The organism is Flammeovirga sp. SJP92, from assembly GCF_001583495.1.
GTDB lineage: Bacteria > Bacteroidota > Bacteroidia > Cytophagales > Flammeovirgaceae > Flammeovirga.
The window spans coordinates 714,113-727,318 of the sequence record NZ_LQAQ01000061.1 but is presented as its reverse complement, the minus strand read 5'-3'; the positions used below and the strand labels follow the sequence as shown (position 1 = coordinate 727,318).

The 13,206-nt window shown below is 33.7% G+C and carries 12 protein-coding genes; 7 read left to right on the top strand and 5 right to left on the bottom strand.

What is annotated here, in order from left to right; genetic code table 11:
* Positions 1–32: 32 nt before the first annotated feature.
* Positions 33–518: a hypothetical protein gene (locus AVL50_RS15755; RefSeq protein WP_062617432.1), complete on the bottom strand. Its 486-nt coding sequence runs from the start codon at positions 516–518 to the stop codon at positions 33–35.
* Between the two features lie 226 nt (positions 519–744).
* On the opposite strand from AVL50_RS15755, the gene AVL50_RS15750 reads away from it, so the two are divergent.
* Positions 745–1,302, top strand: coding sequence for a hypothetical protein (locus tag AVL50_RS15750; protein ID WP_062617431.1), 558 nt, complete (start codon positions 745–747; stop codon positions 1,300–1,302).
* Positions 1,303–1,387: 85 nt separating this feature from the next.
* On the opposite strand, the gene AVL50_RS33010 is transcribed toward AVL50_RS15750, so the two are convergent.
* Positions 1,388–1,525 carry a hypothetical protein gene (locus AVL50_RS33010; protein WP_157491352.1) on the bottom strand — a complete coding sequence of 46 codons (138 nt, stop codon included), beginning with the start codon at positions 1,523–1,525 and terminating at the stop codon, positions 1,388–1,390.
* Between the two features lie 351 nt (positions 1,526–1,876).
* On the opposite strand from AVL50_RS33010, the gene AVL50_RS15745 reads away from it, so the two are divergent.
* Both AVL50_RS15745 and AVL50_RS15740 read left to right on the top strand, forming a co-directional pair.
* The gene (locus AVL50_RS15745; protein WP_062617430.1) at positions 1,877–2,494 is read left to right on the top strand and encodes a response regulator transcription factor; all 618 of its coding nucleotides are present in this window, start codon (positions 1,877–1,879) and stop codon (positions 2,492–2,494) included.
* A gap of 61 nt (positions 2,495–2,555) precedes the next feature.
* Positions 2,556–4,388: a 7TM-DISM domain-containing protein gene (locus AVL50_RS15740; RefSeq protein WP_062617429.1), complete on the top strand. Its 1,833-nt coding sequence runs from the start codon at positions 2,556–2,558 to the stop codon at positions 4,386–4,388.
* Between the two features lie 4 nt (positions 4,389–4,392).
* Here AVL50_RS15740 and AVL50_RS15735 read toward each other — a convergent pair whose 3' ends face one another.
* Entirely contained in the window at positions 4,393–5,622 is a 1,230-nt protein-coding gene (locus tag AVL50_RS15735; RefSeq protein WP_062617428.1) for a DEAD/DEAH box helicase, read from the bottom strand.
* A gap of 663 nt (positions 5,623–6,285) precedes the next feature.
* Between AVL50_RS15735 and htpG the strand changes: the two genes are divergently transcribed.
* From htpG to AVL50_RS15715, 4 genes are all read left to right on the top strand, one after another.
* Positions 6,286–8,160 carry a molecular chaperone HtpG gene (htpG, locus tag AVL50_RS15730; protein ID WP_062617427.1) on the top strand — a complete coding sequence of 625 codons (1,875 nt, stop codon included), beginning with the start codon at positions 6,286–6,288 and terminating at the stop codon, positions 8,158–8,160.
* Between the two features lie 153 nt (positions 8,161–8,313).
* Positions 8,314–9,267: a hypothetical protein gene (locus tag AVL50_RS15725; RefSeq protein ID WP_062617426.1), complete on the top strand. Its 954-nt coding sequence runs from the start codon at positions 8,314–8,316 to the stop codon at positions 9,265–9,267.
* A 220-nt stretch (positions 9,268–9,487) separates the two neighbouring features.
* Positions 9,488–9,970 carry a TlpA disulfide reductase family protein gene (locus tag AVL50_RS15720; RefSeq protein ID WP_062617425.1) on the top strand — a complete coding sequence of 161 codons (483 nt, stop codon included), beginning with the start codon at positions 9,488–9,490 and terminating at the stop codon, positions 9,968–9,970.
* Positions 9,971–10,043: 73 nt separating this feature from the next.
* Entirely contained in the window at positions 10,044–10,460 is a 417-nt protein-coding gene (locus tag AVL50_RS15715) for a secondary thiamine-phosphate synthase enzyme YjbQ (protein ID WP_062617424.1), read from the top strand.
* 2 nt (positions 10,461–10,462) lie between these two features.
* Here AVL50_RS15715 and AVL50_RS15710 read toward each other — a convergent pair whose 3' ends face one another.
* On the bottom strand, positions 10,463–12,145 hold the full coding sequence (locus AVL50_RS15710; RefSeq protein ID WP_062617423.1) for a DUF748 domain-containing protein: 1,683 nt from the start codon (positions 12,143–12,145) through the stop codon (positions 10,463–10,465).
* A 99-nt stretch (positions 12,146–12,244) separates the two neighbouring features.
* A complete protein-coding gene (locus AVL50_RS15705) occupies positions 12,245–13,177 on the bottom strand; it encodes a YeiH family protein (RefSeq protein WP_063850742.1) in 933 nt (310 codons plus the stop codon).
* Between the last annotated feature and the right edge of the window lie 29 nt (positions 13,178–13,206).

The following is a 13,206-nucleotide window of genomic DNA, read 5'->3' as shown; positions in this document are numbered from 1 at the left end:
CGATACCTTTTCAATAAGGTATCGCTTTGTTTTTATAATGATATTTTTACAGCAGACAGGATTGGAATTTCCAGACGTTGACTGTGATGTACTCTGCACGCATTTTTGAGGTAAAACTCTAGGGGAGAAAAATATTTTTCTCCATTATTTTTAAAATAACGATTGTGATCGATTACCCATCCATGAAGTGTTCCAAATTCCTTTTTACCTAATTTCAACAAAGTACTTCCAATTTTTTTACCCTTGTGTTTTTCATCTACAATTGTAGCAAACCAAAGTTTACCTTCTCTTTCAAATTTGAAGAACCATCCTACAATTTGATTACCATAGGTCTTAGCTAAAATAAAATTCTTATTAGAAACACCATTAAGGTACTTTTCAAAAGCTTCCAAAGATTTGTAAGACAACTGCATTGGGTATTCATTATTCCAGATTTCCATAAGTCTTTTCTTCTCGAAAGCATTGAGCTCACGCTTCAGTTCATACTGATATTCATCTGATTGTAATAATAGGTTCATCTAATTGAGAATTTTTAAATTGGAGATGTTACGCGAAAATGCAAATCTAATTAATTATGACAGAATTCAGTTAGAGACAATTAAGTAAATATGTTTGACATTAAACTTATGTTAAATATTTCTTTTTTTTGAAACAGGAATCAAAATACTACGTCTTATAAATACTCAGATAAATATTACATTGATTTTGTTTGAGTTGCTATGCCTAATTATAAATGAAGAATAAATGAAGACGATTTGTAAAACTTATCAAAATACCATTACACCAAAAAAATGGATGATTGCACTTACAGGAGTGTCTTATTTATTAATAAGCCTTATTCTGTATATCCGTCCATTTAGTGATGTATACACAATGACAACAGTTTTTGGTCTCATTTTACTGCCTTCTTCATTTCTTGAGATTTATATTTCATCAGGTAATAGAGAAAAGATATTTAGTTGGGGGTTCTCCTTCTTGAATGCCATAGCGGACCTTTTTATGGCGATGCTTTTCATGGCACATGCTCATTTAGATAATACAACGATAGTGTATTTTGGTAGCTTCTGGATTTTAGGAAAAGGCATGGTTACCTTAAACTTTTCATCGCTAATTAGGAAACACAGAATTGTAAAATTTATTTACTTGATCAGTAGTTTGATTACGATTGTTTTATCAATGTTATTAATAATAAATACTTTATTTTCAGAAATTAAGGTTGATGTCATAATAATGATAGCTCTTCTGCTTTGCGCTTTCAATAAGTTTATGTCAGTTGTGCTATTGCATAAAAACTATTATTAAATGCATAGTTATCAAGAATTAAAAAAGAGCTTAGGTTAATACAATAACTTAAGCTCTTTTTTTATTTATGAAGGAATAGCTCTTGCTATTTAACGCTTACTTTTTGTGTGATTGACGCCAACAATTCTTTGTTTACATCTTTGTTGAAGTGTTCTAAGTTTCGGATTGCATCGTCAAATTTGATAGCGTACGTTTTTTCAAATTTGTAATTCTTCTTCTTCATATCCTTTTAATTTATCAAAACATACATTGAATACGTCTCAATTTAACGCAGAAATCAATTTTGCAGGTATCGATTTTAGTGAATACATCCAAAAATTACGAAATTTTATATATTGTTAAACTGTAAACAACATTGTGATAATGTTATCATTTTAATTAGAAAAAGAAGTAGAAATGACAATAAAGGTAATTGATAATGAGCGGATAGGATTATTTTTTTAATTCAAGTAAGTTTTTCAATGAAAAACCATAAATTATTACATTATTATAATTTTATTAATTAAAATTATTTAATTATCCGATAATAGACGATCTTTCGGGACAAAACTCTTCTTGCTAATATTTAATCGTAATGACACCAAAACCAAAAATACTAATACTGGACGATCACATGCTATTCTGTCAAGGAATAGAAAGAATACTCTTAGAGCAATTTAATTCAGACATTGAAATCATCAATACCCCTAAAGATGTTGTTCTCGATGATGTAGTGAATTATGATATTGTATTGGTAGATATGGATATGCCTCATCAAAAGGGCTATGATTTTGTAAGTTCAGTGAAAGAGCTTGGAAATACTACTACTAAGTTTCTAATCGTATCTATGCATAATAAACCTTCACTAGTGAAAAAGTCTATTGAAGCAGGTGTAAACGGTTATATTCTAAAAGATGACCCTCTAGAAATTTTTACAACAGCTATTACTGATGTTTTAGAGGATAAAGAGTTTTATTCTGAGAGGGTAAAAACGTCTATGAAATATCTCACTTTGGAAACTATAGTTTTGTCTCCACGTGAGGAACAGATCATTAAGTATATTGCAAAGGGTCTTAATGCCAATGATATCGCAGAAATGCTGTATATTAGCGTCGAAACAGTTAAAACCCATAACAGAAATATCAAATCCAAACTTAAAATTGAGAATAGAGCAGAGTTGATCAAATACGCTTATAAGAATCTATTGACATAAAATAGAATGAGTATTGTGGAAAAAGTGCTCTGGGTTATATTTACAATTGCTATTTAATTGAATGAAAATAAAGCTCATACTTGTATTACTATTTTGTTTGCTGGAAATTACAACTTCTGTAAATGCACAGATCAATATTGATAAGTTAAACAATAAATTTAACCTAACCCCTCACGCTCAAATATATGGTGGAGCACAACCTCCTTCCTCCGATACACATCCTGTTTTTAGTGATTTATGGGAAGATTCAAACAGCAAAGGACTTTCAAGAGGACCTACAGAAGAAGCAAGTTGGTACCGTTTGATGCTAAAAAGCAATAAGGAGGTACAAAAAGTATTATATTTTAATTATACATTAATCCCTAATCTTGAAATTTGGGTTTTCTCCTCTGAAGGTGATTCACTTCATTACTTTGGCGGAACAGGTAGTCCGGCACGTCTTCAAAGCTTGGGGATATCAGAAAAAGGATACAGTTATATCATTGATTTTAAAAAAGGAGAAGAGAAGACAATTTATTTCAGAATGGATGGACAAGGCTGGCCTATACATTCAGAGGTTTTTTTATTTGATGTTCCTTCTTTTTTAGAAAGTAATCAGAATGAATTTTATATCATCAGTTTTTTGAGAGCGGTAGTGATTACTTTACTATCCATAGGTTTTTTTATAGGTATTTTATCGCGTCAACCTGTGTTCTTGCTTTATGCTTTGACCTTTGGTATAGGTATCTTTTTTGCTGAATGTGAGATAGGATTATTTATAGATTTATTCGGAGCTGAATATCATGATGCAAATTATATAATGCGTCATTTTTTTAATTTAGTTTATATCATATCATTAGTTTACTTCTATAATCTCTTTATACCTGAAGAACGATTTTTTAAGAAGTTTTTAAGCTGGTTCAGTCCTTCATTTCTTATTTATTCAGTCATTTCTGTCATCACCCTTGTAGCGAGCAGCAGTCCTGTTGTAGTCTATGTCAATTTTATTGCAATTGTAATTATTTCATGGGTGAGCTTTTTTGTAAGTTCAGTGATTTTATATAAAAATAGAAATCATTCGATCTTATCGAAATACCTTTTTGTGGTTCAAATGAGCCGATTGGTTATCATTGCTATGTTTGTGACTTTGCCACATATGGGTGTTATTCAGAGAGCTTCTTATACCGATTATGTTTATTACATTTTCATAGTATATGAATCTGTAGTTTATTTTTATCTCCTTTTGAAGCGTTCGATTACTATTTATAATGAGAAAATTGAACTGAAAAAGGCAATGTTGGAAAAGCATAAACTCTATTCGAAAGCAGTACTTGAAGGGCAGGAAAAAGAAAGAAATAGAATTGGTAGAGAATTGCATGATTCAATTGGGGGAAATTTGGCCTTATTTAATAAATCAGATTCCAATATGAGTCAGGAGGCGAAAAACATTTTGACGGATACAATGGACTCTATCAGGAACCTTAGTCATGAATTGATCTCGCCAAGTTTTCATCATATTTCTTTCAGAGAATCTATTATTGATTTAGTATCTAAATATAATTCTGAGAGACAAAAAGTTGTTGTACAATTTCATGATTGGCCCGAAATAACAAATAAGGAAACCAAGCATCATTGTTTTAGAATAATTCAGGAATTGATCCACAATGCATCAAAACATAGTCAGGCCGAAACTGTTTTTATTCAGTTTTTTGGTAATGATGATGGAATAGGTAATATCTATTATGAGGATAATGGGGTTGGTTTTGATACCAATAATGTAAGAGGAGGAATTGGCTTGAATAATATAGATTTCAGGTCAGCTTCAATTGGAGCGAAACTGACCATTGAATCTTCTGTAAAAGGTACAATTGTGAAGATTGAACATATAGATCTTCATAAAGAAGAAGCACATTAAGTCATTACTTGCTGTCCTTTTTCTTCTTTCTTCTATTGCCTTGTTTACTTCTTTTGATTTGTTTCTTTCTTTTTGCCGCTTGTTGAGCAATATCTTTTTCCTTCTCCTGCATTGGGAAAGGATTCTCTTTTATCTCGGGGATTTTATGCCCAATGAGTTTTTCAATACTTTTCACATCTTGTAACTCAGTGCCGTCAGCAAGTGAAATCGCAACACCCTCTTCTCCTGCTCTTCCAGAACGCCCAATTCTGTGCACATAAGTTTCTGCTACTTCAGGGATCTCAAAATTGATAACGTATTTCAGCTGACTAATATCAATACCACGAGCGGCAATATCAGTTGCGACAAGGATTCGTGTTTTCTTTTTCTTAAAATTCTCAAGTGCTCTCTGTCGTGCAGTTTGTGACTTATTACCATGAATAGCTTCTGCTTTTACACGGTTATCATTGAGTGTTTTGGCAAGATGGTTGGCCCCTCTTTTCGTTCTCATGAAAATAAGCACACTGTCTTTTTTATCATCATCTAGAATTTCAAAAAGCAATTGTTTTTTGTTCCTTTTGTCTACATAATAGATGAACTGATCAATGGTATCAGCAGTAGATGAAACAGGTGTTACCTCTACTTTTAGTGGATTATGAAGAATGGATTTACTGATTTTTTGAATTGTATCAGGCATCGTGGCAGAGAAAAGTAATGTCTGCCTTTTGGCTGGTATGAGCGTAATGATTTTTTTTATATCATTGATGAATCCCATGTCCAGCATTTTGTCTGCCTCATCCAGTACAAAATTTTCTACATGACCTAAATCTACATAACCTTGCTGATGTAAATCGAGTAATCGGCCAGGAGTGGCAATAAGTACTTCCACACCTTGCTTCAACCTTTTGATTTGTTTGTCATGGGGAATCCCGCCAAAAATAACAAGTTGTTTCAGTTTTGTCTTTTGATTGTATAAACTGAAGTTATTTCCTACTTGAAGGGCTAATTCACGTGTAGGAGTGATAATGAGTGCTCTGATCTTTTTACCATTATTGGAGTTCTTCTTCAACAATTGAATAATAGGAATACAAAAAGCAGCCGTTTTTCCAGTTCCGGTTTGAGCACTGCCTTGCAGATCATTACCTTCTAGAATAGATGGAATGGCTTTTTCTTGAATTGGGGTAGGTGTGTCATACCCTCTGTTTTCTAATGCTTCTTGGATTTCAGGGATAACTCCCAATTCTTCAAATGTCATGGACAATAATGAGTTTAAAATTTTCACAAAGTTAGGGGTTTGAAACTTTAGAGCATAGTATCATTTCTAAAAGGTCATTAATAATAGTAAGATATAGGGTGTTTACTTTGTTATAAATTCTTGTAAAAGAAAAAAGCTGTCGAAATATTCAACAGCCTTTTCATTATGATGTGTGACTACTTATACAAATTTGAAGGCAAAGTAAATAATGCGTCATTACTTTGCGACGTTTTGAAAAACTCTGTGATATACTAAAATGTGTTTCTAAAAGGGAATATCTTTTTACATGACGCTGTAAAAGACTGATTACTTGTTGATTTAGTTTAAATCTTTTTATACCCGCTGTTAGATATTTAGTAAGAGAGTGTTTCTATGGTTTATTATGTGACGAAAACAATCGTTACACTAAATGTTAATGAAAATTAATGTCATCCAAAATTGTCAACGTCGTCTACAAATCTATTACATTTTTAATATTAACCCAAAAAAAGGGCGTTTTTAATGAAAGTATTAAAATCAAATCTGACAAATAGGCAGTTTTGAGTGTCAATTTTACCCAATTTTTGGCTTGGAATGCAATTTGAAAAGGATGTCATGACTTTGAACAAAAAGTTTTAAGGTCATTGAAGTAAATAAGTATTTTAATAAACAAAAAATATAAACATGGCAGCAAAAGGTTCTATTTCAGTAAACACTGAAAATATCTTTCCTATCATTAAAAAGTTCTTATACTCAGATCACGACATTTTTTTACGTGAGTTGGTAGCCAATGCAGTTGATGCAACTCAGAAACTTCAAAAACTTGCTTCAATGGGCGAGTTTGATGGTGAACTAGGTGATCTAACGATTCAAGTTGATGTAGACAAGGAAGCAAAAACAATTTCAATCACTGACCGTGGTATCGGTATGAGTGAGGATGAAGTTGAAAAATATATCAACCAAGTTGCATTTTCTGGTGCTACTGAATTTGTTGAGAAATTCAAAGATGTAGATACTTCTACAATCATCGGTAAATTCGGTCTTGGTTTCTATTCAGCATTTATGGTTTCTGACCATGTTGAAGTAATCACAAAATCTTTCAAAGATGCTCCATCAGTAAAATGGACTTGTGATGGTTCAACTACTTATGAAATCACTGACGCTGACAAAGCAGACAGAGGTACTACAATCGTACTTCATGTCAATGAGGATTCTGAAGAGTTTGTAGACGAGCACCGTTTACGTACTATCTTAAACAGATACTCTAAGTTTATGCCTATCGCTATCCAAGTAGGTGTAGATAAAAGAACTGAAAAAGAAGGTGAAGGTGATGATGCAAAAGACGTAGAAATCGTTGAGCCACATATCATCAACCAAAAAGAGCCACTTTGGACAAAAGATCCTAAGACATTAACTGACGAGGATTACATCAACTTCTACAAAGAGTTGTACCCAATGTCTGAAGAGCCTTTATTCTGGATTCACTTAAACGTGGATTACCCATTTGAATTGACTGGTATTCTTTACTTCCCTAAAGTAAAAGAAGATATCACTCCTCATAAAGACAAGATTCAATTGTACTCTCGTCAGGTGTTTATCACTGACAACGTAGAGGAAATTATGCCTGAGTTCTTACGCTTAATGCACGGTGTAATTGATTCTCCAGACATTCCATTGAACGTATCAAGATCTTACTTACAGTCGGATGCGAACGTGAAGAAAATCTCTAGCTATGTAACGCGTAAGGTTGCAGATCGTTTGAGCAGCTTGTTCAAAAACGAAAGAGAAAGCTATGAGACGAAGTGGGAGAGCATTGGTTTGTTTGTGAAGTACGGTATGATGACAGACGACAAGTTCTTTGACAAAGCAAAGAAATTCGGTTTGTTTGAAAACATCGACGGTAAGAAATTTACTTTAGAGGAGTACAAAGAACATATAGCTTCTAACCAAATTGACAAGGACGGCAAGCACGTATTCCTTTATGCTACTGACCAAGGTACGCAAGATACTTATATTCAAGCGGCAAAGAAGAAAGGATATGATATCTTGAAAATGGATACGATGATCGACAGCCACTTTGTAAGCAATACAGAGCACAAGTTCGAGAACATCACAATGAAGCGTATCGACTCTGATACGGTAAACAACTTGATCGAAACGGACGAGAAAAACGAATCTGTATTAACAGAGGACGAAACTAAGAAGTTGGTAGAGATCTTCAAGCGTGCCTTGAATGATGACAAGTTGGAACCAAAAGTAGAGGCGATGACTGCTGACGAATTACCGGTAATGATCACTAAGCCTGAGTTCATGCGTAGAATGGAAGAAATGTCTGCGATGCAAGGTGGAATGGGTGGCATGTTTGGTGGTTTCCCTGGTGCTGATACAGTAACTATCAACGGAAACAGCGAACTTGTAGGTAGAATCTTGAAAGAAGAGGATACTGCAGCTCAAGATAAATTGGTGAAACATGCTTACGATTTAGCAAAACTTTCTCAAGGTAACTTGAAAGGTGCTGATCTTACTGCATTCATTAACCGTTCATTAGAAATCATCTAATCAAGAATACACTATTTAAAGGTGCATTGTTGAAACATTAATAATAAGGCCGTTGGGTAAATTACTCAACGGCCTTTTTACTTTGTTATTTTTTGAGCATCAGGACAAAAAAAATGTATATTTGACTTTCGCTTAAAGTAAAAGACAGTTAATATGCATTCAATCGCGAAACGAATTCTTTCAAGAGAAGAATTTACAAACAAACCACCTGTATTAGTAGATGTAGGAGCCTCAGGAGAAATCCATGCAAAGTGGAAAGAAATTGCTCCTTATTCAATTTGTATTGCTTTTGATGCAGATGATAGAAAGTTTGACATCTCTGAAGAAGATAATCAAGGTTTCAAAAAGCTCTATAAATTCAATTGTATTGTATCAGATCAGGAAGCTGAAAAATTAGACTTCCATCTGACAAAGAGTCCTTATTGCTCCAGCACACTTATCCCCAATGAGAATAACGTAAAAGATTATATTTTCTCTCCTTATTTCGAATTAGATCGAACTATTCAGCTCAATAATATCTCTATCAGTCATGCCTTGGAAAAGTTGTCATTGGACTATGTGGATTGGCTGAAAACAGATTCTCAAGGTATTGATCTTAGAATTTTAAGAAGTTTGAAACCGGGTATTCAGGACAATGCTCTAGCTATTGATTTTGAACCTGGCTTGACACAAACATATAATGGAGAAGACAATGCAAGTTCTATCCTCAATTATATGGCAGACAAAAGCTTCTGGCTTTCAGAGTACGAAGTACAAAAAGTAATTAGAGGTACTCATAAAACATATGAGAATTTATTCTCTGGTGCTTTGAATAAAAAGTTGGCCAAGGTGACGCTGAAAAAGGCCCCTTTATGGGTTGAGATCTCATATTTGAATAACTTGGAAAAAGAGAGCATCAGCATCAGAGACTTTCTTTTAGGTTTACTTTTTACAATGATCAACAAAGAATATGTGGTGGCTTTAGAATTAGCAAGGAAAGGGAAAAAGCTATATTCAGATCCAATTTTTGATGAAATAGAAAAAGAAGTCTATGCAAAAATCAAAAAGAATTTCTGGTCTGAAGCGTTCTTTAATGAAGTGGTGAAAAAGGTTAAAAATATCTTTTAAAGCGTACTATCTATAGGTCAAAACAAAGGTTATAGGTAAAATGTTGTAGTTTTGTATTATTACATTATGTCAACATTAAAGGGAAAATTGTCTGAACTTAAGGAAGTTTATCCTATCAACAGAATTGAAATTTTTATCAACTTTACATCGTTATATATAAAACACGCTCATTAAGCACTAATTAATCTTAGTCTTAGCAACTTTATAAAATTACAAAACAATGAATAAGAAAAATATTATTACTGCCCTGTCGCTACTTTTATCAATCACACTATTTAGCTTTTTAAGTATTGAGGATGATGGCGTTTATAAATTCAAAGACCTGAAAGGTAAGGAAGTGAACCTTGCTGATTTTAAAGGGAAATATGTTTATATCGACGTTTGGGCTTCATGGTGTGGACCATGTTTAGGTGAAATACCATCTTTAAAGGCATTGGAAGAAAATCACAAAGATGGAGATGTAGTTTTTGTAAGTCTATCAGTGGATCAAGATACTAAAGCTTGGAAGAAAATGGTAGAGAAAAAAGAATTGCACGGTAATCAATTCCATTATTCAGGAAACCAGGGTTTTATTGAGAAATTTAATATCTCTGCTATTCCAAGATTTATCTTATTAGACAAAGAAGGAGAAGTGAAAGTGGCTAACGCACCTCGTCCGTCATCAGATGAAATTAAGTCTTTATTTCAAGAATTGGGGATCTAAACAATTACTCCAATAGCAATAAATAATTAAACTGTATGGGAAGTAACTCATACAGTTTTTTTATTTTTGACACATGGTTATTCAAAAAACAATTTCATTAAGACCTTATATTAGAGGTTATCATATTATCACAGACGAGGTGTTGGATCAAATTCCTGAATTAAAGGGGAGAAGTGGTATCTTACAAGTATTTATTCAACACACCTCCGCTTCATTGACCATCAATGAAAATGCAGATCCTTCAGTAAGAACCGATTTTGAATCTCATTTCAACAAAGTTTATCCAGAAAATGCACCTTATTATGAGCATACTTATGAAGGGGCAGATGATATGCCTGCACATTTGAAAGCATCAACATTAGGAAGCAGTGTGTCATTGCCTATTGGTAATGGAAGACCATTATTAGGCACTTGGCAGGGGATTTACCTTGGTGAACATAGAAACCGAGGAGGAAGTAGGAGGCTGGTACTTACTTTTATAGGAGAGTAAAGTTAATGCGTCTTCTTATTTTTTTGTCTTTTGTTGTGTTTATAGGCTTTCTTTTCATCATCAGGGAGTTGCCCATAAGTACCAATTACAGCGGTTTGAGCACCAGACATTACGGTATGAATCAGGTAATGTATAAATGATTTATAGGGAGTACGTTTGTAATACAATGGACCGTGTCTTGGTTTTCTTTGTTTCAAATTGTATCGGTGGACTAGGTTATTGGCGGCAAACCCAGCAATAGATTCTATCACATTTGATTTATTGTCATTCTTTCCAGTGATTTTAATTTTTAAATCCTGATAGAAAAAATCCAAGTTCCCTCTTCCAATAGAATCGTTTAATTGAGCATTGAAGTCAATGGTTGTAGCTTGTCCTTTCTGAAAAAGAACACCCATATTCGGTTGAGTGAATTGATTGAGGGCTAATAGAGAAAAAGCATCTATATGACCTTTTGCATTCATGAAATACGGTTCCTTTTGGTCTAAAAATACATCGATATGTAACGTTGAATTAGCTTTATCCAAAAGCTTAACAGATAGGTCGACTTGAATGATATTTTCGTCGGAGTTACTGATATCGGTAATAACACCATTAATATTCGTAATAGGAAGAATTCCAGCTTGATCGGCTTCTTTACTTTTTTCTTGGTAAGTAAGTTGACTGTTTTTTAACTCCAGTTGATCAATAGCTAATTGAAAATCAAGTTCTTTGATCATGTGGTGTGGCAATTTTTTAATTACAGTACTATCCTCATCATAGTTTTTATCTCTGTAGATATTGGCTCTTAGAGAATCTACTGTAATTTGTTCAAGGTGAAAGCGGTCCTGATTGAAAAGTTCTTTTTCTAATAATCCATGGCCTTCCACTGACTTTATTTCTACAATAAACCGATCTGTTTGTTTACCTACTATCCTAAAAAAACTTTCATCACTGTATTGAGGAGATAGCTTTACTCCGCCCAATTTGAAAAAGTCTCTTTGATTGCTGATGAAAAGAGTATCAAATTTATATTGATACAAATCCTTATTTCCCCTCATAAAAGTAGGCCCGCAGGAGAAGTAGAACTTTTCAAGGTCTACTACCTTATTTTTATTATCAATAGAATCTAAATTGAATTTTAATCCTTCAATTACAAAGTTTTGTGTGGTATGAAAAATATGAAGATGGCGGTAGTTGTTGGTTACCATATAGCCGTTTAACTCCGTGTTTAAAATACTGATAGAATGAATGCCAATTTTAGATAAACGAGCTCTCAGCGCATCAAACTTTGGAATAGGGTTGTGTTTTTTCTTTTTTTGAACTGTAGGAGTTTCTTTCCAGAAATACTGGAAGTTAGGGTGTACAATTCTAAAATTATCAATCGTAATATTTTTAGAAAGAGCACCAAGATAAAGGTTCGAAAAATCGATCATTAAAGTGTCAACAGTGCCGTTTACCCAACTATCTTTTTCTTGATTGATATGAGGAATGATACTGATACCCGTAGCTGTTATTTTACTGTTGGTCCATTCAATGGTGAACTCTTGAAAGTTGACAAAATAGCCTTTTCCATTTTTTCCGAGAGCCACTTCTTTGAGCGACTGAGCAGCAAACTCTTCAAGTCTTTTATGGCCTGTAGAAAAAAGAAATACAATGAGGGTAATTAGAATAATGAAGATTGAAAAGAGAAGGTACTTTTTTTTCATTGATAATGATTGGGTTGCTTTTAATTGGTACTCCTATAAATATAAGAAAATCCCTGACAATAAGACTATTGCAGGGATTTGATATTGGGCTAATTCTCTTTAAAAGAGATGAATTACAGCGTATAATGATATTGAAGAAACAATGACCCAAAGTGCAATACCTTGGTACATAGGTCGCGTACCTACATGTTTTACACTTGATACGTCCATTGTACAACCTACAGTAAATAAGGCTAATGAAAGACCTTTGTGAGCAATGAATTTACATAATGGAGCAAAAGCTTCAGCCCCTGGTACATAAGAATTGATTAGCATTGCTACAATGAAACCTAAAATGAAAATAGGCATTGTTTTAAAGCTCATTTTCCCTTTTTGTGAGAATGCGGCAATGAGTGAAATAGGTACAATCCATAATGCCCTTGTTAACTTCACTGTTGTTGCAATTTGAAGAGCTTCTTCTCCATATTTGGCCGCCGCACCTACTACGGCACTTGTATCATGAATGGCAAGTGCAGCCCACCATCCAAATTGTGTTTGTGATAATTGAAAGTATTCACCAACCACAGGAAAGGCCACTAGTGCAACAGCATTCAAGATAAATACAGTAGCCATAGCCACTGAGATCTGATGCTGATCGGCTTTTAAAGCAGGAGCCATAGCAGCAATGGCACTACCGCCACAAATAGCAGTACCCGATGCAATCAATCGGTAAATGGTTTTATCCAAACCAAGCTTTTTACCGATGTAAGCACCAAAGGTTAATGTCAGAGCAATACTACTAAAGGTAATTAATGATCCTTCGCTTCCTGTTTTCATAGCATCTACGGCATTTAAACCGAAGCCGAGGAAAACAACTGACCATTTCATTAAATTATTACTTAAGTTTTTATTGAGAGTTGGGTTAGGTATTTTGAATAGTAGGGCAAAGATAATTCCGGCAAATAATGACATGGCTGGCGTTACCCATGGGGTTAAAGTCAATAAGGCTAAAACGACATATACAATTTTGTTACTTTGATTAGACTTTTTCATTTTCATATTCTTTTGATAACAATACAAAT

Bases quoted from the DNA above. Each gene is read 5' to 3' on its own strand.
- AVL50_RS15745 (WP_062617430.1), top strand. From the start codon at position 1,877: ATGACACCAAAACCAAAAATACTAATACTGGACGATCACATGCTATTC.
- AVL50_RS15705 (WP_063850742.1), bottom strand. From the start codon at position 13,177: ATGAAAAAGTCTAATCAAAGTAACAAAATTGTATATGTCGTTTTAGCC.
- AVL50_RS15715 (WP_062617424.1), top strand. From the start codon at position 10,044: ATGGTTATTCAAAAAACAATTTCATTAAGACCTTATATTAGAGGTTAT.
- AVL50_RS15755 (WP_062617432.1), bottom strand. From the start codon at position 518: ATGAACCTATTATTACAATCAGATGAATATCAGTATGAACTGAAGCGT.
- AVL50_RS15720 (WP_062617425.1), top strand. From the start codon at position 9,488: ATGAATAAGAAAAATATTATTACTGCCCTGTCGCTACTTTTATCAATC.
- AVL50_RS15740 (WP_062617429.1), top strand. From the start codon at position 2,556: ATGAAAATAAAGCTCATACTTGTATTACTATTTTGTTTGCTGGAAATT.
- AVL50_RS15710 (WP_062617423.1), bottom strand. From the start codon at position 12,145: ATGAAAAAAAAGTACCTTCTCTTTTCAATCTTCATTATTCTAATTACC.
- AVL50_RS15735 (WP_062617428.1), bottom strand. From the start codon at position 5,622: ATGACATTTGAAGAATTGGGAGTTATCCCTGAAATCCAAGAAGCATTA.
- AVL50_RS15725 (WP_062617426.1), top strand. From the start codon at position 8,314: ATGCATTCAATCGCGAAACGAATTCTTTCAAGAGAAGAATTTACAAAC.
- AVL50_RS33010 (WP_157491352.1), bottom strand. From the start codon at position 1,525: ATGAAGAAGAAGAATTACAAATTTGAAAAAACGTACGCTATCAAATTT.
- AVL50_RS15750 (WP_062617431.1), top strand. From the start codon at position 745: ATGAAGACGATTTGTAAAACTTATCAAAATACCATTACACCAAAAAAA.
- htpG (WP_062617427.1), top strand. From the start codon at position 6,286: ATGGCAGCAAAAGGTTCTATTTCAGTAAACACTGAAAATATCTTTCCT.